The following is a 21,842-nucleotide window of genomic DNA, read 5'->3' on the forward strand; positions in this document are numbered from 1 at the left end:
GTCTGTTTTTTTTCAATTTTGTTCCCCTTCAAAAGAAAATGAGGGTCATAAGTTTGAATTGTTGATGGTAAAAAGCGAAACTTCGGTATGGGATGATTGCCTCGATTTTATTCGAGGACAGGTTGGCGATCAGAGCTTTAGGACATGGTTTGAGCCTATAAGACCATTGAGTTTAAACCAAGAAACCCTCACTATTCAGGTTCCAAGTCAGTTTTTCTATGAATACTTAGAAGAGCATTATGTGCACTTGTTGAGGCAGTGTATACAAAATCAATTAGGACCTGGGGGTAAACTAGAGTATTCGGTTATTGTGGATAGTGGAAGTATGCAGAATCAGGCATACTCAGTGACTCTACCAAACCAGAGACAGCATAAAAACAATAGTTGGGATAATGCCAATGGTAAGCAAGAGGTGGTAAATCCATTCGAAATGCCTTCTTTGGATAAAAACTCAAGATATTCCAATCTTAACCCAAACTACAGTTTTGACAATTATATAGAAGGAGACTGCAACAGGCTAGCTCGATCGGCTGGTATTGCTGTGGCAGAAAAGCCGGGTATAACTTCCTTTAACCCATTGATGATATACGGTGGTGTTGGTTTGGGAAAAACCCACTTGGTGCAAGCCATAGGAAATAAGGTAAGTGAGGCTACTTCTGGAAACTTCGTTTTATATGTTTCTTCAGAGAAGTTCACCACGCAATTCACTGATGCTATTAAGAATAACAGCATTCAAAGTTTTACCAATTATTACCTTCAGGTAGATACTTTGATTATTGATGATGTGCAGTTCTTTTCTGGAAAGGAAAAAACACAGGAGATGTTCTTCCATATCTTCAATCACTTACACCAGAACGGCAAGCAAATCATCATGTCTTCCGACAGAGCTCCTAGAGATTTGAAAGGACTGCAAGACAGATTGCTTTCTAGATTTAAGTGGGGACTGACGGCCGATCTTCAGATGCCAGACTTCGAAACAAGAATGGCTATCATCATGCGTAAAATGCAGTCGGACGGAATCTATATTCCGGATGATGTAGTTGAGTATTTGGCTTATTCCGTAGATACCAATGTTCGTGAGCTAGAAGGTGTGTTAATTTCCTTAATTGCACATGCCACACTGAATAAGACAGACATTAATTTAGAGTTGGCCAAGCAGACGCTTAAGAATATTGTTCATGATATTGAGTCTGAAGTTGGCGTAGATTACATTCAGAAAACGGTAGGAGAGTACTTCCAGATTAGTGTTGAAGACCTAAAGGATAAGACCCGTAAGAAGGAAATTGTAATTGCCCGTCAGGTGGCCATGTATCTTTGTAAAGAATACACCAATCATTCATTAAAATCTATTGGTTACCACTTTGGAGGCAGGGACCACAGTACAGTCATTCATGCTGTGCAATCGGTGAGTGACATGATGGACATAGACCAGAAGTTTGGCCAGGCCATTGAGGAACTCAAGAAGAAGATGAAAATGAAAATGGTTTAAGACAAAAAAAGGGGCTCTTGAGCCCCTTCTTCGTTTTAAAAATCTCTTCGATTATTTCTCTAGAGATACTGATTGTATGAATTTCTTCCCTTTTGTAAACATGAGAACTGTATAGTCGCCCTTTTCTAATCTAGAAAGGTCGAATCTTTTCCTGTTTTCGGTAGATACTTTTTCATATGCCAACCTGTTTGAGTTGTTGTCAAAGATTGAAACCCAAACTTCTTCAGTGTTTTGGTCAGCAAAAGCTACGTTGAGCTTATCTCCTACAACATTAAGGGTTGGTTTTACAATAGTGACTTCATCTTTAGAATTAACTACTGCAGTGTTTAGCTCTAGCTTTACTGGAATGGCCGTGAAAGAATTTTTGTTCTCTATTTCTAAGGTGTATTCACCGTTCGGCATTTCCGACATATCTAGTCTTTTAGCATAGTTTTCACCACCTTTTACAGTTTCTCTATAGAAAACTCTACCGTTTCCGCTTTTAAGCGTGATATCTGTTTTTACCTCTCCATAACCAGTAGCCAATACTGCTATGGTTTTCGCTTCTACACTCTTTACCTTAACAGTTGGTCTCTCATTAGCTATGGCAATTGTTGAAATCATAACCATTACAATTGTCAACATTACTTTATTTATTGTCTTCATTTTGCTAATTGTTTTCAGTTTTAAACCAATTACGATTACAAAGGTATAGCGCTGAGCTGGGCTAGACTACTGCCAGATTGGTGTGTTTATGTTCTAAATTAACCTAATGAATGTTTTGAAATCAGGGTATTGTGATTTTAGCACATAAAAGAGTTAAATTAGCATATATTGCTTGAAGGGCTATTGAGTAATTTTGTATAGTTATTTAGGAAACGAGTACGTCTATGCCAAACAAACCATCTTTAGAACAGATTAACCCAGCTTTTGGGAGTAGCTTTTTGGTTCGGCAGTATAATCAGTCTTGTGAGAATACTTTGGCCAACTGGCATTTTCATCCAGAGGTTGAACTTATCTATGTGAAGGGAGGAACAGGAAAGCGTCATATTGGTAGGCACATGTCTTACTTCAATGATGGTGACTTGGTGTTAATGGGTGCGAACCTACCTCACTACGGTTTTACTGATAGACTTACAGGGAATAGCTCTGAAACGGTTGTTCAATTCAGGCAAGACTTTTTAGGAGATACATTCTTTGAAATACCTGAAATGAATGGCATAAAAAAGCTCTTGGAGCTTTCTAAAAAGGGATTGGCTTTTCATGGTGGCACCAAAGAAGAGGTAGGGAAAAAGATTGAGGATCTTGCTCATAAAGATCAGTTTGGTAGACTAATGGGACTTATTAACATCCTTCAGGAGCTTTATCTTTCGAAAGAATATACGGTGCTCAATGCAGATGGTGTGGCCATGACGGTAGATGCAAAGGATAATGACAGAATGAATGAAGTTTATGGTTATGTGAGAAAGCACTATAAAGAACATATTTCACTCGATGAAATTGCTGAAGAAGTAAACATGACGGTTCCTGCCTTCTGTAGATACTTCAAGAAGATTTCTAGAAAGACCTTTACCAAATTCGTGAATGAATATAGGGTGGTTCATGCCTCAAAACTCCTAGCCGAAACCTCTCTACAAATCACTGAAGTTAGTTTTGAGAGTGGTTTTAATAACTTCTCTCACTTTAATAAATCCTTTAAGGAGTTTACTGGCAAAAGCCCCTCGGCCTATAGAAAGGAGTTTAAGAATATAATTGTCGAAGGGTAGATTCTTAACCATATAAAAAAGCCTGACCATAATTTATGATCAGGGTTTTTTTGATTGCTATGACTTATTGAAACCTATAAGTCAATGTTCTCTGATTTCCACTGTTGTCGATTATCTCGAAGTAGATTCTGCCATAGTAGTTTTGAATATACTTGGCTACGGCTTCAGGGTCTTGTGCGCCTCTTCTATTGATGGCAAGAATTACATCCCCCTCATTAAGGTCTAATCTTCTCATAAAGCCTTTTTCTTTATCAATCTTTGAAACTACAACCCCCGTTCTGGCTCGTAAACTTTCTTTCTCTGAGGTGGTAAGCCTTCTTAATTCTGCTCCCAAATAATTAGAGAAGTAGAAATCTTCTTTAGATAGAGCGTCTGCACCAAGAATTTCAGTGTCGCCATATACATTTTCAAGCACCATGTCAGTCTCATACAGCTTTCCGCTTCTTTCGTACTGAACAGCAACTTTATCTCCAGGTGACTTAGCAGAGATAACCTCTTCAAAGCTAGATTTGCTGCCAACAGTCTTGTTGTCCACTTTTCTAATAATATCTCCAGATCTTAAGCCTGCATCATCGGCAGCACCGTCTCTTCTAATATTTTCGATCAGCACACCTTTTAAGTTTCTTGTGCCTACTCTGTCTGCTAAGTCTTCATCAATATCTAGCACTTCGGCACCAGTAAAGGCTTTCTGAACCACCTTATACTTTTTTAGGTCCTCAACAATCTTTACCACAATGTCTGATGGTACTGCAAACCCATAACCAGCGTAAGACCCAGTTCTAGAAATAATAGAAGTGTTGATGCCAATCAAGTCTCCATTAATATCTACTAAAGCACCACCAGAGTTACCTGGGTTAATGGCAGCATCAGTTTGAATGTATTGCTCAATTGGGAAGTTTTCTCGCACTGCATTAGCATCGCCACCTAGTGCACTTACAATACCTGCGGTGACAGTAGAGGTTAGGTTGAATGGATTACCCACTGCTAAAACCCAATCACCCACTTTTACTGAACTACTTCTAGCAATGTCTACAGCAGGAAGATTTTTAGCGTCAATTTTTAGAACAGCAATGTCCATATCAGGGTCGGTTCCAACTAAAACGGCTCTGTAGGTTCTTTTTTCATGCTGAACCTCAATTTCATCAGCTCCTTTAATAACATGGTTGTTGGTAATTATGTATCCGTCTTCGGAATAGATGACTCCCGAGCCACTACCTACTGCTACCTCACTAGATGTAGACTCTCTTCCGTAGAAGAAGTCCATGAATGAAGTGCTTCTTCTTCCGCGCTGAAGATTTTTAATATATACCACACTGTGTACACTCTTTTCTGCCGCGCTTCTGAAGTCTACCGGAAGTGCAGCCCTATCTGAGTATCTGGGCTCGTAATCCATAGTGTTATTACTTACCTGTTGGTAAGTGGGAACCTCACGAATTACTTCTGTTACTTCATTGGTCTGTATAATCTGTTGATACAGAAATGCTCCTCCTAAACCACTTAGGAAGGCAATCAGAATAATTTTGAAGTTATTTTTCATAATGTTTTTTCCTTTCTCTCGCTTCAATTCACAAAAAACATACAAGGCCAATGAAGCTGACATTTTGTAAGTTTTTTATGCCATAACAATCAAAAATACGCACCCGTCACTGTAAGGATTTCAGGTTGCTGTTAATTAAGGTTAAAGGAATAACCATCAGATAAGGGTTGGTGTTTGCTGGTTTTCAATCAGGTTTGGTACACTTTGAAAAAGGTCTAAATTTGCAGGGCTGCTAAAGTCTTTAGACCAAATGAAGGCAGCATAAAACTATAAGATAAAATTCTTCTCCTTGACTTCAGAGAAAAAACACATCGCCATATTGGGTTCAACTGGCTCCATTGGTACACAAGCCCTAGAGGTAATTAGCGCTCATAGAGATAAGTTTGAAGTTGAAGTACTGACGGCTGGAAATAATGCGGATTTACTGATTCAACAAGCGCAGGCTTTTAAGCCTAATGTGGTTGTTATTGGTAATGATGACCTTTATGATAAAGTTTTCAATGCCCTCGACTCTTTAGATATAAAGGTATATGCTGGTGCCAAAGCACTCTGTTCTGTAGTTCAGATGGAGTCGGTACACATGGTACTAACTGCCTTGGTGGGTTATGCTGGGCTAAAGCCTACTATTGCTGCTATTGAAGCTGGTAAGCACATTGCCTTAGCCAACAAAGAGACTTTGGTGGTGGCGGGTGATTTAATTACTCGCTTAGCACAACAGAAAGCGGTGAATATTTACCCAGTAGACTCTGAGCACTCGGCAATATTTCAGTGCCTAGTGGGCGAATTTCATAACCCGATTGAAAAAATTATCCTTACTGCATCTGGTGGCCCTTTTAGAGGGAAGACCAGAGAGGAATTGGCTAATGTTACTAAGGCTCAAGCACTCAAACACCCTAACTGGGAAATGGGAGCTAAGATCACTATCGATTCAGCAAGCTTAATGAACAAAGGTCTTGAGGTGATTGAAGCCAAGTGGCTTTTCGGCCTGAGGCATGATCAGATTGAGGTGATTGTGCATCCACAATCTATAATTCACTCATTGGTGCAGTTTGAAGATGGAAGCATGAAGGCTCAGATGGGTTTGCCAGATATGAAGCTGCCAATTCAATACGCCTTGGGTTATCCTGAGAGGTTGAAGTCTGATTTTCCAAGGTTCAACTTTTTAGATTATCCTGAGTTAACCTTTGAGCAGTCAGATACTAAAACCTTCAGAAATTTACAGTTGGCATTCGATGCCATGAATAAAGGTGGTAATATGCCTTGTATTCTCAATGCCGCCAATGAGGTAGCAGTTGAGAAGTTTTTAAATGACGAAATTGGCTTTTTGGAAATGTCTGACTTGATTGCAGAATGCATGCAAAAGGTATCTTTTATTGAAAAGCCTTCGTATGATGATTACGTCCTCTCGGACAAACAAACTAGAGAATTAGCAAAAGCATTTAATATTTAATGGAAACCATAGTTCAAGTAGCTCAGCTATTGCTGGCACTATCAATATTAGTAGGGATACATGAAGGCGGGCATATGCTCACAGCCAAAATGTTTGGAATGAAGGTGGAGAAGTTTTTCATTGGTTTCCCGCCAACCCTCTTCTCATTTAAGAAAGGTGAAACAGAATACGGACTTGGTGCCATTCCTTTAGGAGGTTTTGTGAAAATCTCAGGAATGATTGATGAGTCTATGGATAAAGAGCAAATGGCTCAGCCACCACAGCCGTGGGAGTTTCGCTCTAAGCCAGCTTGGCAAAGACTTATTGTAATGCTAGGCGGAATTATAGTGAATGTAATTGCAGGTGTAATTGCCTTTATTATTCTTACCTATAATTTGGGCGAAACCTACTTGCCAGCAGATCTAACCAAGCAAGAGGGCATTATTGCAGGAGAGATAGCTCAAGAAGCTGGCTTTGAAACGGGAGACAAAATCTTGAAAGTTAATGGCGAAGATTACGACAGAGTTTCTGATATCTGGAGTGGTGAAACGCTTTTGGCATCCAATGCTTACTGGACTGTAGAAAGAAATGGAGAAGTATTTGATCTTCCTGTGCCAGATGGTTTTATCAACAAGCTGAATGATGAAACATTTGAGCTGAACTTCATTGAGCCTAGAAGGGCTATTGAAGTGGAAGGCTTACAAGATGGGTTTGATATTCCTTTAGAAAAAGGAGATAGGATTGTGGGTGTGAATGGAGAAGAAGTTCTTTTCTTGAGTGACCTAAGAGTGAAGTTAGAAGCACTTGTTGGGGAGACAGCTACTTTTGAAATTTTGAGAAATGGACAATCATTTGAATATGATTTGCCTGTAGATGAGAGAGGTCAGATTGGTTTTGTTTTGACCAACCCTTATCAAAGAGATGATTACACTATAGGTGAAGCCATACCTAGAGGAACTAGCAAAGCATTTAACGCGGTGATTTTGAACGCGAAAGCCTTAGGTAGAATGTTTGGTGGAGATGTAAATCCGCGTTCATTGAGCGGGCCAATCGGTATTGTAAACATGTTCCCTAAAACCTGGGACTGGAACCAGTTCTGGTATACAACAGGTTTTATTTCAATGATTCTGGCCTTTATGAACTTGCTGCCAATTCCAGCGCTAGATGGTGGCCACGTAGTGTTCTTACTATATGAAATGATTTCTGGTAATGCTCCGTCTGATAAATTCTTAGAAGGTGCTCAGAAAGTAGGTATGGTAATACTCTTAGGCTTAATGGTCTTTGTTTTCGGAAACGATATTTTAAAGCTATTCGGAATATAAATCAATAATTCCCAGTAGAACTCAAATCTTCTTTTTTAGGCGGGTCGCGGTATATTTCAAACTCGACTCGCCTATTTAGTTTACGGTCTTCATCGGTTTTTTCTTCCTTCACAATCGGTTTTTCACTTCCGTAACCAATCGCAAAGATTCTGCTTTCTTCAATATTTCCAGTATTTGAAATGTAGCGCTTGATAGCATCTGCTCGCTGCTGAGAAAGCTTCAGGTTGAGCAGTGCATTACCGCTAGAATCTGTATGGCCAGAAATGTTTAGATTAAAAGTTGGGTGATCTATTAGAAAGTCAATCACCTTCTGAAGGTCAGTGTGCATTTCTGGAAGAATTTCAGCACTTCCGTTTTTAAATTCTAATGAGGCAAACTCAATGGTGCTGGCCACTCTTTCAACAATTCCGGTATATTCCATATCTCCATCTAGAAAGAATAGCTTTTCCAGTCTGAAAATATCATCACCCTGAACAATGAGTAGGTAATTTCTATTATTGATAAGGTCGAATTCGAAGGTGCCGTCTTCTCTGGCAAACTTGGGTGCTACTTCCACTCCTTCATCTAAATCTATAATGGATACCACCGCATTTTGAGGAATTTTACCCGTTAGGGTCTGTATTTTTCCAGTAAACCGAGTGGTGGCCAAGGGCTGTCCTTCCATTGGCAGTGGAAAAGAATATAGATCTAGATTTTTCATGCTCTCCTCTTCAGACCGAGCATAATAAATGTATTCAGATTTGTTATCTATGGAGAAGTAAAACTCAGTGCCCTTTCCATTCACAAGCGGTCCAATATTGACAGGCTCGGACCAAGCGCCTTCAATTTTGTAGCTTTTATATATGTCGTAATCACCGAAGTTTAATAAGTGACCATTCGAGCTAAAATAGAGCACATTGTGCTGTGGATGGAAAAACGGACTTACCTCATTAAGTCTTGTATTTACAATTGGGCCTAAATTCATGGCTTTGCTCCATTTTCCCTTTCCTCTTTTTACCGAGTAGTAAATGTCTGCTAGCCCAAAACCACCTCTCCTGTCTGAAGAGAAATAGAGTGTGTCTTCAGTAACATTCAGCGTAGGGTGAGAATCCCAGCCATCAGAGTTTACTGTTTCTCCGAGGTTTTCAGGTTCGGTCCAAAGAGTATCTCCTTGAAGCTGCGAATAGTAAAGATCGCAATTGCCAAAGCCTTCGGGAGATTCGCATCTAGAGAAGAATAACTCAGTTCCACTTCTGGTTAGATAGCCAGATCCTTCATTGTATCTGGAGTTAATACGCTCGAACATTTCGGCCTTTCCCCAATTGTTATTCTGTAGGCTGGTAATGAAAATGTCTTCGTTAATGTATTTGTTAATGCCCGTATTAACACTGTTCCGCTTTGAAGTGAAAATTAGCAAAGAGTCTCCTTTAGACACCATAGGAGCATAATCTTCATGGTCTGAATTGACCATAGGTCCCATGGTAGTTAAAACTCCCCTTGGTGGAATCAACGTGTCAACTTGCCTTCTAAATTCAACTAAGTCGTAATAATAGTCTAGTGGCACAAAATATTGTTTTTTGTTTCCGTCTAGCGAGTCGTATCTAGCGAGTACTTCAGAAATGTTCAAGCCTTTTCTGTGGTGCTTTAGTACAAGAGCATAGAGCGGTTTAGCTTGTGCTGGAGACCCGAAAATTTCTGTGAGTTTGGCCAGCCGCCAGAGATAATAAGTTTGATGGGCAAAATTCTGTGTGCCGAAGTTAGACACGTATTCAGTGAGTAGTGGGTAGAGTTCTTCCCATTTCTGGGCTTTATCTAACTCTTCAATTTTCGATTGAAGCTTTTTATCATAGTATACTGGGTCGCCATTGATGTTTTTGAAAACTAGATTGGTGATGTCAATGCTTACGGAGTCTGAGCTAAGCTCAACCTTTTCTGTTTTGCGCTTCTTTTTTTTACCGAAGAATTGCCCATTAACTGCTAAAGGGGTAAAGCAGAATAAAACGAGTACAAGAATAGAACCTCGTTTAATCATAATGGAACCTTAGTCGAGTGTTGGCGAAAGTATTTATATGTAAGATACGTAGCATTTTAGAACAATCAAAAGGCTGTATACTGCCAAAAGCTGCTTTGGCATAGCGCTTGCAATTTGGGTATGCCCTTTAATTCTATGACACAACGTGTCATGTTGACATCTGATTATGAAGATAGACCGACAAATGATAGGAAACATTCTTGCTGCTGAAATGACGGAAGACGGAGAGGAGCTAATTCAAATGATAGCCCCAGATGAGGATGAATCTACAGAAGGCATGAACTTGCCTGATGAATTACCAATTCTTGCCGTTAGAAATACTGTACTGTTTCCAGGTGTTTTGATACCAATTACTGTTGGTCGTCAAAAATCTATAAGAGTAGTTAAACAAGCCTATAAGGGCGATAAAATAATAGGTATTCTTACTCAAAAGAATCCTAAGGTAGATGACCCAAAAAGTACTGACCTCTTTAGCGTAGGGACGGTTGCCAAAGTGGTGAAAATGTTGGTTCTGCCCGATGGTAATACAACCATCATCGTGCAGGGTAAGCAACGTTTTGAGGTAAAAGAGTTAGTATCTGAAAGCCCAGTTCTCAAAGCAAAGGTAGAGTATCTTAATGAGAACTTTCCTAAGCGCCAGAGTAAGGAGGTAAAGGCTATCATTCAGTCCATAAGAGATTCGGCCAATAGGATAATGGCGCTTAACCCTGAAATTCCGAAAGAGGCTCAGGTAGCCCTAGAAAACATAGAGAAGCCAAGTTTCTTGGTGCACTTTCTTTCTTCAAATATCAATGCTGAGGCTAAGGAGAAGCAGGTTTTACTGGAAATTAATGACGGAATAGAACGTGCTACTAAGCTTTTGCAATACCTGATGAAGGAAATGCAAATGCTGGAATTAAAGAGTGAAATTCAGAATAAGGTACATTCCGATATAGATCAGCAACAGCGCGATTACTTCTTGCGCCAGCAAATGAAAGTGCTTCAAAACGAGTTGGGCGAAGATGGTCCTGAGCGTGAAGTTGAAGCCCTAAGAGAAAGAGGTAAAAAGAAGGTTTGGCCAGAAAAAATAGGTAAGCACTTTAACAAAGAATTAGACAAAATTCTACGCATGAATCACATGGCAGCGGAGTACCCAATTGCCATGAATTATGCTGAGATGATGGTTGATTTGCCATGGCAAGAATATTCTGAAGATGACCTTGACCTGAAGAAGGCTAAGAAGGTGTTGGATAACGATCACTTCGGTCTGGAGAAGGTGAAAGATCGTATTTTGGAATACCTAGCAGTTCTTAAATTGAAGAACGATTTGAAAGGGCCAATTCTTTGTTTGTATGGCCCTCCAGGTGTTGGAAAAACCTCCTTGGGTAGATCAATTGCCAAAGCACTAGGTAGACAATATGTCAGGATGTCACTTGGTGGCGTTCATGATGAAGCTGAGATTCGTGGTCACAGAAAAACTTACGTAGGTGCAATGCCGGGTAAGGTGATCCAGAACATCAAGAAATCAAAATACAGCAACCCTGTTTTTGTATTAGACGAAATAGATAAGGTCAATTCAAACTTTAGAGGAGATCCTTCTTCTGCATTGCTAGAAGTATTGGATCCTGAGCAGAATGCAGAGTTTGTAGATAACTACCTCGAGGTAGAATACGACCTATCAAAGGTGCTTTTCATTGCTACTGCTAATTCATTAGATACCATTCAGCCTGCTTTGAGAGATAGGATGGAGATTATTGAAGTGAGTGGTTATACCATTGAAGAGAAGATGGAAATTGCCAAAAGGCACTTAATTCCTAAGCAGAAGAAGGAACACGGCTTAAAGGCCAAAGATTTCAACTTCGATAAAAAATCCCTTCAGTTCCTTATTGAAGGCTACACGCGCGAAAGTGGTGTGAGAAGTTTGGAACGAGTGGTTGGCTCAGTAGTTCGCTCCGTGGCCAAATCTGTGGCAATGGAAGAAGAATATCCTAAGAAGGCTACCCCTGAGTTTATAGAAAAGGTACTCGGAGGGAAGCGTTTTGATAAGGAAATTTATCAAGATAATAAGTCTGCCGGAGTGGTTACGGGCTTAGCTTGGACTGCTGTTGGGGGTGAGATTTTATTTATTGAATCTAGCTTGAGCAGAGGAAAAGGCAAACTTATTCTTTCAGGGCAATTGGGAGATGTGATGAAGGAGTCGGCCATGGCGGCCATTTCTTACCTTAAATCTAATGCTGAAGATTTGGGTATTGATTACCGCGTTTTTGAGAAGTACGACTTACACGTTCACATTCCTGCCGGAGCAGTGCCTAAAGATGGTCCAAGTGCGGGTATTACCATGCTTACTGCATTGGCTTCTTTGTTCACCCAAAGAAAGGTGAAAAATAAAATTGCTATGACCGGTGAGATTACTCTGAAAGGAAATGTGCTTCCGGTTGGTGGAGTAAAAGAAAAGATTTTGGCAGCAAAAAGGGCTGGAGTCAAGGAAATCATTCTTTCTGAGAGAAATCAAAAAGACATTGATGAAATTGGTGAGCAGTACATTGCAGGGCTTAGCTTTCATTTTGTAGAAAAAGCCGAAGAGGTGCTAGAAATAGCTTTGCTAGATCAGAAAGTTACTAAACCAATGCAATTTGTATTAGAAGACTGAGAAAGGCGTATTTTGCGTTAATCAATCGATATGAATAAACGCCTGTTCCTTCTTTTAGCTTTACTTTCTATTGCTCCTCAATGGGCAATGGCTCAGTTGGGAGGAACACGTGCCTTTGAATATCTCAATTTACCTTCTAATGCTAGATTGTCTGCTTTGGGGGGTGTTAACCTTACTTCTGGATGGGAAGATGCCGCCCAAGCCATTTATAACCCTGCCTTTCTAGATAAGGAGATGCATAATAGGTTGGTGGTTTCCCGTTTGGGATACTTTTCTGATATAGCCAACACTTCTGTGAGTTATGTTAGAACCTTCGAAAATTATGGAACTTGGTCTTTAAACGTTGGCTACCTCAATTATGGAGAAGTAGAAAGCTACGATGAAGACGGCTTTTTAAATGGTGATTTTAAAGTCCATGAATATGTGGTTTCAATTGGGAACTCACAGCAATTCGGCCCCTTTTCTGTAGGGGTTAATTTAAAAGTAGCCGCCTCTGATCTCGCTTCTTATCAAGCTAGTGCGTTGCTATTAGATTTGGGTGGAACCTTCAAGCACCCTGAAAGAGACTTTACGGTTGGGTTCTTGGTAAGAAATTTGGGCTTTTTGATGTCTGATTATCTAGATGGGAACAATAGTCAATTGCCGCTAGATGTTCAATTGGGGCTAAGCTATAAACCAGAGTTTATGCCGTTTAGGTTTTCTTTGGCAGCGCGCAACTTAAACCGCGCAGGCGTAGTTTATTATGATGCTTCCAGTAATACTATACTGGGCGATGAAGACAACGAACCGGGCTTTTCCGAAGAGTTATTCAGAAGGCTGGTGTTTGGGGCAGAGTTGTTGCTTTCACCCAATTTTCAGGCGCGCTTTGGCTACAACCATTTAATAAGGCAAGAGCTAAAGAATCAAAATGGAGTTAATGGAGGGGCTGGTTTTTCCTTTGGCTTTATGTTCCGAACCAAAAGGTTCGAATTCGCCTTTAGTAGGGCACTTTATCATGCTGCAGGTGGCAGCAATACACTTCAAATCAATATGGATTTGAACGGATTAATTAAAAAGAAAACAAATGATTGATCAGAAATTTCTAACGCCTCGTCAAATTGTGGCGGAGCTTGATAAATATATTATTGGCCAAAATGAGGCTAAAAAAAATGTGGCCATTGCGCTAAGGAATAGGTGGAGAAGAATGCACGTGAAAAGCGATATGCAGCGCGAAATTGTTCCGAATAACATACTGATGATTGGTGCTACTGGGGTTGGTAAAACAGAAATTGCCAGACGATTAGCCAAAATTGCGGATGCTCCTTTTACCAAAGTGGAAGCCTCTAAGTTTACCGAAGTAGGCTACGTGGGTAGAGATGTGGAAAGCATGGTTCGTGACCTGGTTGAGCAGTCGGTGAAACTGGTTAAGCAAACCAAAAAGGCAGAGGTTAAGGTAAAGGCTGAACAAGCTGTTGAAGACATTATTCTCGATGCACTTATTCCGCCAGTAAGAAATTCTCGTCCTTCAGTGACTCAGCCTAATGGTGAGATTGAAGAGGCAGAGAAAATGACCGATGCTGAACTGAATGAAAGAACTAGAGAGCGGTTCAGAGAAAAGATTCGTTCTGGTGAAATTGATGATCGAAAAATAGAAATTTCAATTCAGGCACCGCAGGCCAATGGTCTGGGTATGGTTGGTGGAGGCATGGACGAAGCTTCCATGATTAACCTACAAGACATGCTTCAGAATATGTTGCCAAAGCGCAGCAAGAAGCGTAAGGTGACCATTGAAGAGGCCAAGAAGCTTCTCTTAGAGGAAGAGAGCTCCAAGCTTATCGATATGGATGAGGTGAAGGATGAAGCCATTAAGAAGGCTGAAAACACTGGAATGATATTTATCGATGAGGTTGATAAAATCGCTGGATCTTCCAAAAAAGGTGGAGGCAGTGGGCCTGACGTAAGCCGAGAAGGTGTGCAGAGAGATTTACTTCCAATTGTTGAGGGCAGTGCAGTGAATACCAAGTATGGGGTAATCAATACAGATCACATTCTCTTTATTGCTGCTGGGGCTTTTCATGTAGCAAAGCCTTCTGACCTTATACCTGAACTTCAAGGTAGATTCCCGATCAGAGTTGAATTGAATAGTTTAACTCAAGAGCATTTTTATCAGATTTTGAAGGAGCCTAAGAATGCACTTACCAAGCAGTACATGGCTTTGATTGGCTCGGAAGACGTGAGCTTAGAATATACAGATGAAGCCCTACAAGAGATTGCTAGAATTGCCTTCCATATTAATGAGGAGGTTGAAAATATTGGTGCCAGAAGACTTCACACGGTAATGAGTAGGCTGTTGAATGACATCCTCTTTGATATTCCAGAACAAATTCCACCTAATGCTAAGGTAGTAGTGACCAAAGAAATGGTTCAGGAAAGGTTGAATGGTCTAGTGCAGAATAAGGACTTGAGCGAGTTTATTTTGTAACTGAAGTCTGAAGACCGAAGACACAGTAAGTTTAAGGCCGCCAGTTCTTATAAGAGTTGGCGGTCTTTTTTCTTAGATGTTTTATCTGAAAGAAAATTAGAAAGACTGAAGAGGCAAATAAGATCGATCCTCCGATTGCGAAACAAATCAACCTCCAACTTTCCATGTGTTGATGTCCAGTAATAATTTTAAATGCACAAAAACCAGCTATTAAACCGAATGCTAAGATTGGAAAAGTAAGGTTAACTGATTTTAAAGGGTTGTGCGTTTGCTGTACTTTCATCTTTCCTCTTTATTTCTTTTTAGATTTAGGAAAATCATAATAAAATTTCTTCCCAGTTCTAGGGCTTGCTTTACTCCAAGAGTCTACAGGGAAATCTATTCCGCAAATAGCACACGTGGGTAAATTATCTAGTTCAAAACCACTTAAATCATTAATTAAATCGGTTAATCCTGGGTTGTGCCCAAAAATCATGATGCAATCTAAATCATCATTTACCTGATGAATTAATGACTGTAGCTCTCTACTAGAAGCATGATAATACCTTTCATCTTCAATTACATTTTCCTGCTTTATACCTAGTTGATCGGCAAAACCATGAGCCGTGGTTAAAGCCCTAGTGGCAGGAGAAGAAATGAGCTGTTGCGGTTCTATGGCTGTTTCCCAGAACCTTCTGGCCATGTCTGGCACATCTCTTTTGCCTCTGTTATTCAAAGGGCGCTCAAAATCAGACAGATGCGGAAAGTCCCAGCTTGACTTGGCATGACGAACAATTAACAGTCTTTTCATCAACATTTTGTAGGCAGAGTCAAACTAATTACTAGCTTTGACCCATTAATTAATTTATTTATTACAAGTTACAATGAAAACAGGTACCGTAAAATTCTTCAACGAAGACAAAGGCTTTGGCTTTATCGTTGACGATGAAACTGGAAAAGATGTCTTCGTTCACGTGTCTGGTACAGTAGATGCCATCGACAAGAACGACAAAGTTGAGTTCGAAACTGAAGAAGGCAGAAGAGGCGTTAATGCCGTGAATGTCAAGAAAATATAGTTAAAAGAATTATAGATTTTTGATTACCAACCCCTGACTAGACTTGTCTAGTCAGGGGTTCTTGTTTTAAGGTAGTAAGGGAAGGTTAGTTTTGGCAATCGGTATTTTCAAAGCTGCTATTCCAGCACCTTTTGCCATTGTCTCCAAAGTAAGAAACCGAAGTAACGCTACCGATTCTAGTTTCTTGGTTATAGTAAATTAATGCTTCATAGTCTTCCGAGCTCTCGCTCTTTACTGATACCTCATAATAATGAGTAAAGGCTGCTTCAGAACTCAATCCATATTCTATGAAGCTTCCCGACTTATCAGCCTGAGTATCTATCAATGTATAAGTTGACCTGATAACAGCATCGTTTTCCTTCTGCCAATCTATTTGTAAGGCGGCTCTAGGTTCAGAAGGGCTTCTGTACAACACCCAAGTTCCTCCAGAATTATCTAGGTTTGATTCTCCGCTAAACCAAAGGAAGTTGTCGAACTCTCCAGGTAAGGAAAGGTACATTTCCCACTCTATCTGGTTTCCAGATCTGTCAGCATAAAGTGTGGCTGTTATGCTCTTATTAGCTACAGAAACATCATATTCTGATTTCCATATACCATCAGAGTTAAGATATTCAAATGAATGATTGAATGCCTCTTGAAATGCAGCAACTGGTATGGCTAGCTGTACATTAAGAAGCGTTTGCCAGAATAATACATTACCTGCGGCAAAATTGAAGTGAGTTCTTGCTTCACCACTGTTGGCCATAGAACCTTCTCCATTTGACGGAAAACCTCCCATATTGGCAGACATAGATTGTTGGGGAGGAAGTTGGGGAGCTGTTGGATTAGACTCCCCATTATCTTCAGAGCAGCTTGAAAATACTATCAAGCAAGCTATTAAAGCGGAAAAAAGCTTTTTGCTAAATGTTTTCATGACTAAAAAGGTTTTTTTAATGCTTAATGAAAGCCAAACCTCGTGCCATGAAGTGTCAATTAATCATTCCATAGACTATCAACAGTGTACGGGCCACCTTCTTTTTCCCAGAAAGATCCGTCAATGAAGCGGTAGCCTTTGTCCAGTTTATTCAATTCCATCATTTCTAGCTCGCTCAACGGAATATTCGCAGATTCTAGATTGGCCTTAAGTCTTTTTGGATTAACTGATTTAGGAATTACAATAGTGCCTCTTCCCTCGGCCCATTTAATTAAGATCTGTGCTGGGTGTACATCGTGATTTTCAGCAATAGCCTTTACCACAGCAAGTTCAAACATATCTGGTTCATTGCCAGACTGGCCTTGTCTATCTCGTGAGCCAAGTGGCGAGTAGGCGGTATACAGAATCTCATGCTTTTTACAGAACTCCAAGAGCTCTTTTTGAGCGAGTAAAGGGTGAGATTCTACTTGATTCATTTCTGGAACAGAGCCACCTGCATCTATTAGCCCTTGAATTTTGGGTATGTTGAAGTTAGACACACCAATGTGTTTGGTTAGCCCTTTGGCTTTTAGCTGTTCCATGGCCTGCCAAGTGTCAATGAGAGGAATTTCCTCCAAGCTTACAAAGTCATCGGCACTTTCAGGAAATCCAACTCCTTTTTTCATAGCCACTGGCCAGTGCATCAAGTATAAGTCTAAATAGTCTAGCTGAAGATTCTTTAGGGTTTCTTGAATATTGCTCTCCACATCGTCTGGGTGATGGAAGGTATTCCACAGCTTAGAAGTAATAAAGAGCTCCTCTCTTTTTACATCACCATCGGCAAAGGCATCCTTAAATGCTTGTCCAATTTCAGCTTCATTTTGATATATCCATGCGCAATCAATGTGTCTATAACCTATTTTAATGGCTTCCCTAACAGCTTTATAAACATCTCCTGGCTCAGATTTCCATGTGCCAAGACCAATTGCATCTATTTTATCTCCGTTTCTAAAAGTAAGTTGATTCATAATTAATAATGGTTTGTCTATTAACTAAGCTGAGTGATGATGAGTTCGGTGAAATGTGAATCAAGTAATTACCCTGTGGTGCAAAAAAGCATTTAACGGTATTGTTTTAGGCTTGTTTCTCCAACAACATCACACTCTCCACATGGCTGGTGTGAGGAAATTGATCTACTAAGCTGAATTTTTGTAGTGCGTAGCCAGCAATTGCTAATTGCTCAATATCTCTGGCTTGAGTAGCTGGGTTACACGAAACATAAACCATTCTTTTGGCACCAAGATCAATAATCTTCTTCAAGGTTTTTGGAGCAACTCCAGCCCTTGCAGGGTCTAGGATTACAGTGCCAATCTTATTCTGATATTCTGGATGCTCTTTTAGGAATTTCCCAACATCAGAAGCATGGAATTTAAGACCGCTTATGTTATTTCTGCTGGCATTTTCTCGGGCATCCTTAATAGCAGACTCAACAATGTCGACTCCAACTATTTGCGCATTATCGCTTTTGGAGGCGAGAATTTGGCCAATGGTGCCTGTGCCGCAAAAAAGATCGAGTACAATATGGCCATCGATAGTGTCCTTGCGTTCAAGAGCGTATTCTAGAACCTTTGAGTAGAGCTTTTCGGCCGACTGAGGATTTGTCTGGAAAAAGCTCTTCATACTAATCTCGAAGTTTAGCCCGAGCAGTTCTTCCACAATTTTATCTTCTCCATAAACCAACTTTATTTCACCCGTTGTGGCTATGGTTCTGTCAGCAACCTCATCGTTTGTAGTGTGTAAAAGGCCTGCAACTCTATCGCCAAAAAGGGAAACCAAGAATTCGGCAAATTGCTTTAAGTCGAAACGCTCTAATTCAGTTGAAGTAGTAACCAGGTTGAATAGCAGTTGATTGGTCTTGAATGATTTCCTAACCACAAGGAAACGGAAAAACCCTTCCTTTTTTGGGCCGTGCCACGGGCTCAGGCCAGTTTTTTGACAATACTCTTTTATGAACTTCAGGTTGTTCTCTAAAGCTTCATCGAACAAACCAGAGTCTTTCTTGAGGTCATCTCCACACCACCAAGTTCCTCTTTTTTTGAACCCCAATGTAAACTCGTCTACATCGGTTTTTTTCTCATGATCATATCCAATGGCGGAGAATGCATACTCCATTTTGTTACGATAATGAAAGTTGCTTGGTGAGCTTACGAATTCATCGAAGTAAGATTCTATGCTTTCAACCTTACCAATTCTCCTAAAGAGTTCAAGCGTACTTTGTTTCTTGTATTTGTGTTGAAGATCTACCGGTAATTTTATATATGGTGCGCCTGGTATTTCTTGGTATGGCACTTCAGTTTCATCGGGAGATGATTCCAGAACCTCTAGTAACTTACACTCAGCAAATGTTTTGCTCGCCTTTTGAACTTGAGCTTTTACTTTTTGGCTCGGCAGAGTATTAGGTACGAAAATCACAAATTCACCATGTTCGTTTTGAATTTTACCTATGCCTTTTCCACCAAAAGCATAATCCTTGATCAAAATTTCAAGTATTTCTCCACGTTTAACAAACTTGTTATTTCCTCTCCCTTTACTCATGTGTGCAAAGATAACAAGCCGTATTCATCTCCGCTTAAAAAGGAAAGAAGTAATTGCTTGGTTTCAAGTCAGCTCCAGACTTTCTTCTTCCTGCTCACGACCTAGACGTGACATCGTTTTCACAAAGTCTTTACACTCAGGGCTGTGATTCCCACAAGAAGCCATACCTTTGCAGGTTCAAATTCAGAGGCATGACATTCAGAGAGGCATTTTCAATCATTGATAAGAATAGAGTAAGTGCGAAGAGCGATATTTTCTCAGGACTTACTGTTGCGTTAGCGCTTGTGCCTGAGGCAGTTGCTTTCGCCTTTGTGGCAGGTATTTCTCCAATCATCGGTCTTTACGGAGCCTTTATGATGGGCTTAATCACAGCAGTTTTCGGTGGTCGCCCAGGAATGATTTCTGGAGCTACAGGAGCTTTGGCTGTAGTAATGGTGAGCCTGGTGGCCGAAGGAGAAGCCATGGGAGAAGGGCAAGGATTGCAATTCCTTTTCGCTACGCTAATTCTTACGGGTATCATTCAAATGTCGGCTGGTGTCTTTAAGCTCGGAAAATTTATCAGAATGGTGCCTCACCCAGTAATGATGGGCTTTGTGAACGGTTTGGCCATTGTCATTTTCATGTCTCAGTTGGGCATGTTCAAATCTGGTGGCGAATGGCTTACAGGTAGCTCTCTATTGATTATGCTAGGTTTGGTCTTGCTCACCATGGCCATCATGGTTGTGCTACCGAGAATCAATAAAGGTATTCCGGCTGCTCTAGTGGCTATTTTGGTGGTTTCTGCCATTGTAATTTTTGGTGGTGTTGAAACCGCAACCGTAAAAAGCTTTATTCAAGATGGTGGGGGAGATGGTATCAAAGCAGGATTACCAACTTTTAATGTTCCTTTAATTTCCTTGAACTGGGAAACACTTCAGTTCATATTTCCATATGCACTAATTCTAGCGGCTATTGGTTTGATTGAGTCTCTAATGACCTTAAACCTATTGGACGAGCTGACCGAAACTCGCGGAAACGGTAACAGAGAATGTATTGCTCAGGGTTTGGCTAACCTAACCAACGGATTCTTTGGTGGAATGGGAGGCTGCGCCATGATCGGTCAGAGTATCATTAATGTGAAATCTGGAGGTAGAGGCCGACTTTCTGGAGTGGTGGCTGCTGTTGCGCTTTTGGCGTTTATCCTTTTCGGGTCCGAATATATAGAGATGGTTCCAATCGCTGCTTTGGTAGGGGTGATGTTTATGGTGGTTATTGGCACTTTCGCTTGGAGTACCTTCAAGATTGTCAATAAAGTACCGAAGTCGGATGTCATTGTGATTGTTTTGGTAACAGGCTTGACAGTTCTCTTCGATTTAGCTATCGCTGTTTTTGCTGGAGTGATTGTTTCTGCATTGGTTTTCGCGTGGGAAAATGCACTTAGAATTAGAGCTAGAAAATCTATCGATGAGCACGGTATTAAGCATTACGAAATCTATGGGCCACTATTCTTCGGCTCGGTAAGTCTCTTCAACTCAAAGTTCGAGGTGAAGGAAGATCCAAATGAGGTTATCATAGACTTTAAGGAATCCAGAATTATGGATCAGTCGGCTATTGAAGCCATCAATAAACTAGCTGAAAAGTATCAGAAAGAGGGTAAGAACCTTCACCTAAGGCATTTGAGCCAAGACTGTATCCGAATGATCAAGAAAGCCGAAAGCATTTGCGATGTCAATGTAGTTGAAGATCCAGATTACTTCGTTGCCATAGACAACTTCAATAAGTATAAAGCTGCTGAGGGTTAAAAGGCTTTTGTCCAAGTTCTTATATTAATACCAAGCGATCCTATTATTGAATTGAAGTCGCCATACCCTTGATAACCGACTTTAAATCTGATATTTCTGAAGAAATAGTACTCGGCCGAAATATTGACTTCAGGCTTATTCTGCCAGAAGGTTGTAGATAGGCTTATTGGAATATATTTTCTTCCTATGAAAATTTCTCTCTTCAGACCAACTAGTATGCCTGCGTTGCTTGAAAGTGAACCCTCATTTTGAAACTGATTAATTCCAAAGCCAATACTTGGAGCCCAAAGATCAAACCTCGGTTCAATTGAAGCAGTCGAATTTTGAAATTTATAATTGTCTATGTCTACCGCCTGGTATCTGAAATTCGCCTCTAATTCAAACTCACAGCTATGGACTATGTCTAGAATGGAAAGATTTGTATTAAGGTTACTGCTTTGACTATTCCAGTAATATGACGCTGATGCTTTGAGATCAATAGGTAATTGAAATCGGCTCGTATAGTCCATTGAGAGACCGAACTGATCATTGGCCAGATCAAGTCCACTGCCGAAATGGAGTAGTTTATTGTCAAAATGATCTATAATGCAATCGGGTACTAGAATTACTTCGTAGAACTTATTCTCCTTTATTTGGATTTTTTGCCTTTCAAATCCAATAAAGTCAAATATCAGAATGTCACCTAATTCCATTTGTATATCAAACTCACCATGTATGTTAGTTAAGGTGCCATTTTTTATGGAATCACTAAATACGGCAACATGGGGTAGTGGCAATCCATCATCGGATGCTATGACCCTTCCTCTAATAATGATTTGCCCAAATGCCTCCTGAGCAAGAAGAATAAAAAGGAAGCAAGTCAGATATTTCAACCTCATAATAGAATAACAACTGCG

Annotated in this window: 17 protein-coding genes; 9 read left to right on the top strand and 8 right to left on the bottom strand. The window is 40.3% G+C overall.

Features of this window, described 5'->3' with window-relative positions:
• Positions 1-64: 64 nt before the first annotated feature.
• Positions 65-1,489: a chromosomal replication initiator protein DnaA gene (gene dnaA, locus T7867_RS08140; protein ID WP_068217867.1), complete on the top strand. Its 1,425-nt coding sequence runs from the start codon at positions 65-67 to the stop codon at positions 1,487-1,489.
• A 51-nt stretch (positions 1,490-1,540) separates the two neighbouring features.
• On the opposite strand, the gene T7867_RS08145 is transcribed toward dnaA, so the two are convergent.
• Complete coding sequence (locus tag T7867_RS08145; RefSeq protein ID WP_068217870.1) at positions 1,541-2,134, bottom strand: hypothetical protein; 594 nt, start codon at positions 2,132-2,134, stop codon at positions 1,541-1,543.
• A 224-nt stretch (positions 2,135-2,358) separates the two neighbouring features.
• On the opposite strand from T7867_RS08145, the gene T7867_RS08150 reads away from it, so the two are divergent.
• Positions 2,359-3,234 carry an AraC family transcriptional regulator gene (locus tag T7867_RS08150; RefSeq protein ID WP_068217873.1) on the top strand — a complete coding sequence of 292 codons (876 nt, stop codon included), beginning with the start codon at positions 2,359-2,361 and terminating at the stop codon, positions 3,232-3,234.
• Positions 3,235-3,298: 64 nt separating this feature from the next.
• Here the strand turns inward: T7867_RS08150 and T7867_RS08155 are convergent, their stop codons facing one another.
• On the bottom strand, positions 3,299-4,834 hold the full coding sequence (locus T7867_RS08155) for a S1C family serine protease (protein WP_068217876.1): 1,536 nt from the start codon (positions 4,832-4,834) through the stop codon (positions 3,299-3,301).
• A 226-nt stretch (positions 4,835-5,060) separates the two neighbouring features.
• Here T7867_RS08155 and T7867_RS08160 point away from each other — a divergent pair, with 226 nt between their 5' ends.
• Together T7867_RS08160 and rseP are read left to right on the top strand one after the other, a co-directional pair.
• A complete protein-coding gene (locus tag T7867_RS08160; protein WP_068217880.1) occupies positions 5,061-6,221 on the top strand; it encodes a 1-deoxy-D-xylulose-5-phosphate reductoisomerase in 1,161 nt (386 codons plus the stop codon).
• Positions 6,221-7,522 (top strand): RIP metalloprotease RseP, encoded by a 1,302-nt coding sequence (gene rseP / locus T7867_RS08165; protein WP_322300070.1) that lies wholly within the window; start codon positions 6,221-6,223, stop codon positions 7,520-7,522. Before T7867_RS08160 ends, rseP begins: the two co-directional genes overlap by 1 nt.
• 1 nt (position 7,523) lies before the next feature.
• Here the strand turns inward: rseP and T7867_RS08170 are convergent, their stop codons facing one another.
• The gene (locus T7867_RS08170) at positions 7,524-9,533 is read right to left on the bottom strand and encodes an OmpA family protein (RefSeq protein WP_322300071.1); all 2,010 of its coding nucleotides are present in this window, start codon (positions 9,531-9,533) and stop codon (positions 7,524-7,526) included.
• Between the two features lie 166 nt (positions 9,534-9,699).
• Here T7867_RS08170 and lon point away from each other — a divergent pair, with 166 nt between their 5' ends.
• From lon to hslU, 3 genes are read left to right on the top strand one after another with little or no spacing between them, the layout of a single operon-like run.
• On the top strand, positions 9,700-12,162 hold the full coding sequence (gene lon / locus T7867_RS08175) for an endopeptidase La (RefSeq protein ID WP_245660214.1): 2,463 nt from the start codon (positions 9,700-9,702) through the stop codon (positions 12,160-12,162).
• A 30-nt stretch (positions 12,163-12,192) separates the two neighbouring features.
• Positions 12,193-13,233: a type IX secretion system protein PorQ gene (gene porQ / locus T7867_RS08180; RefSeq protein WP_273514288.1), complete on the top strand. Its 1,041-nt coding sequence runs from the start codon at positions 12,193-12,195 to the stop codon at positions 13,231-13,233.
• Entirely contained in the window at positions 13,226-14,623 is a 1,398-nt protein-coding gene (gene hslU, locus T7867_RS08185; protein ID WP_068217900.1) for an ATP-dependent protease ATPase subunit HslU, read from the top strand. The genes porQ and hslU overlap by 8 nt, the downstream gene beginning before the upstream one ends.
• A gap of 292 nt (positions 14,624-14,915) precedes the next feature.
• Here hslU and T7867_RS08190 read toward each other — a convergent pair whose 3' ends face one another.
• A complete protein-coding gene (locus T7867_RS08190; protein WP_273514287.1) occupies positions 14,916-15,413 on the bottom strand; it encodes a SixA phosphatase family protein in 498 nt (165 codons plus the stop codon).
• Positions 15,414-15,486: 73 nt separating this feature from the next.
• Between T7867_RS08190 and T7867_RS08195 the strand changes: the two genes are divergently transcribed.
• Positions 15,487-15,678, top strand: a complete 192-nt coding sequence (locus T7867_RS08195; protein WP_068217908.1) for a cold-shock protein — start codon at positions 15,487-15,489, stop codon at positions 15,676-15,678.
• A gap of 85 nt (positions 15,679-15,763) precedes the next feature.
• On the opposite strand, the gene T7867_RS08200 is transcribed toward T7867_RS08195, so the two are convergent.
• The 3 genes from T7867_RS08200 to rlmD all read right to left on the bottom strand — a co-directional run bounded on the left by T7867_RS08200 (position 15,764) and on the right by rlmD (position 19,165).
• Positions 15,764-16,591, bottom strand: a complete 828-nt coding sequence (locus tag T7867_RS08200; protein ID WP_322300072.1) for a hypothetical protein — start codon at positions 16,589-16,591, stop codon at positions 15,764-15,766.
• 59 nt (positions 16,592-16,650) lie between these two features.
• On the bottom strand, positions 16,651-17,598 hold the full coding sequence (locus T7867_RS08205) for an aldo/keto reductase (RefSeq protein WP_068217915.1): 948 nt from the start codon (positions 17,596-17,598) through the stop codon (positions 16,651-16,653).
• A gap of 106 nt (positions 17,599-17,704) precedes the next feature.
• Complete coding sequence (gene rlmD / locus T7867_RS08210; protein ID WP_068217919.1) at positions 17,705-19,165, bottom strand: 23S rRNA (uracil(1939)-C(5))-methyltransferase RlmD; 1,461 nt, start codon at positions 19,163-19,165, stop codon at positions 17,705-17,707.
• A 191-nt stretch (positions 19,166-19,356) separates the two neighbouring features.
• Between rlmD and T7867_RS08215 the strand changes: the two genes are divergently transcribed.
• On the top strand, positions 19,357-20,946 hold the full coding sequence (locus T7867_RS08215; RefSeq protein WP_068217922.1) for a SulP family inorganic anion transporter: 1,590 nt from the start codon (positions 19,357-19,359) through the stop codon (positions 20,944-20,946).
• Here T7867_RS08215 and T7867_RS08220 read toward each other — a convergent pair.
• On the bottom strand, positions 20,943-21,824 hold the full coding sequence (locus tag T7867_RS08220; RefSeq protein ID WP_068217925.1) for a carboxypeptidase-like regulatory domain-containing protein: 882 nt from the start codon (positions 21,822-21,824) through the stop codon (positions 20,943-20,945). The genes T7867_RS08215 and T7867_RS08220 overlap by 4 nt on opposite strands.
• Positions 21,825-21,842: the final 18 nt, after the last annotated feature.

Source organism: Roseivirga spongicola, assembly GCF_034376045.1.
GTDB lineage: Bacteria > Bacteroidota > Bacteroidia > Cytophagales > Cyclobacteriaceae > Roseivirga > Roseivirga spongicola.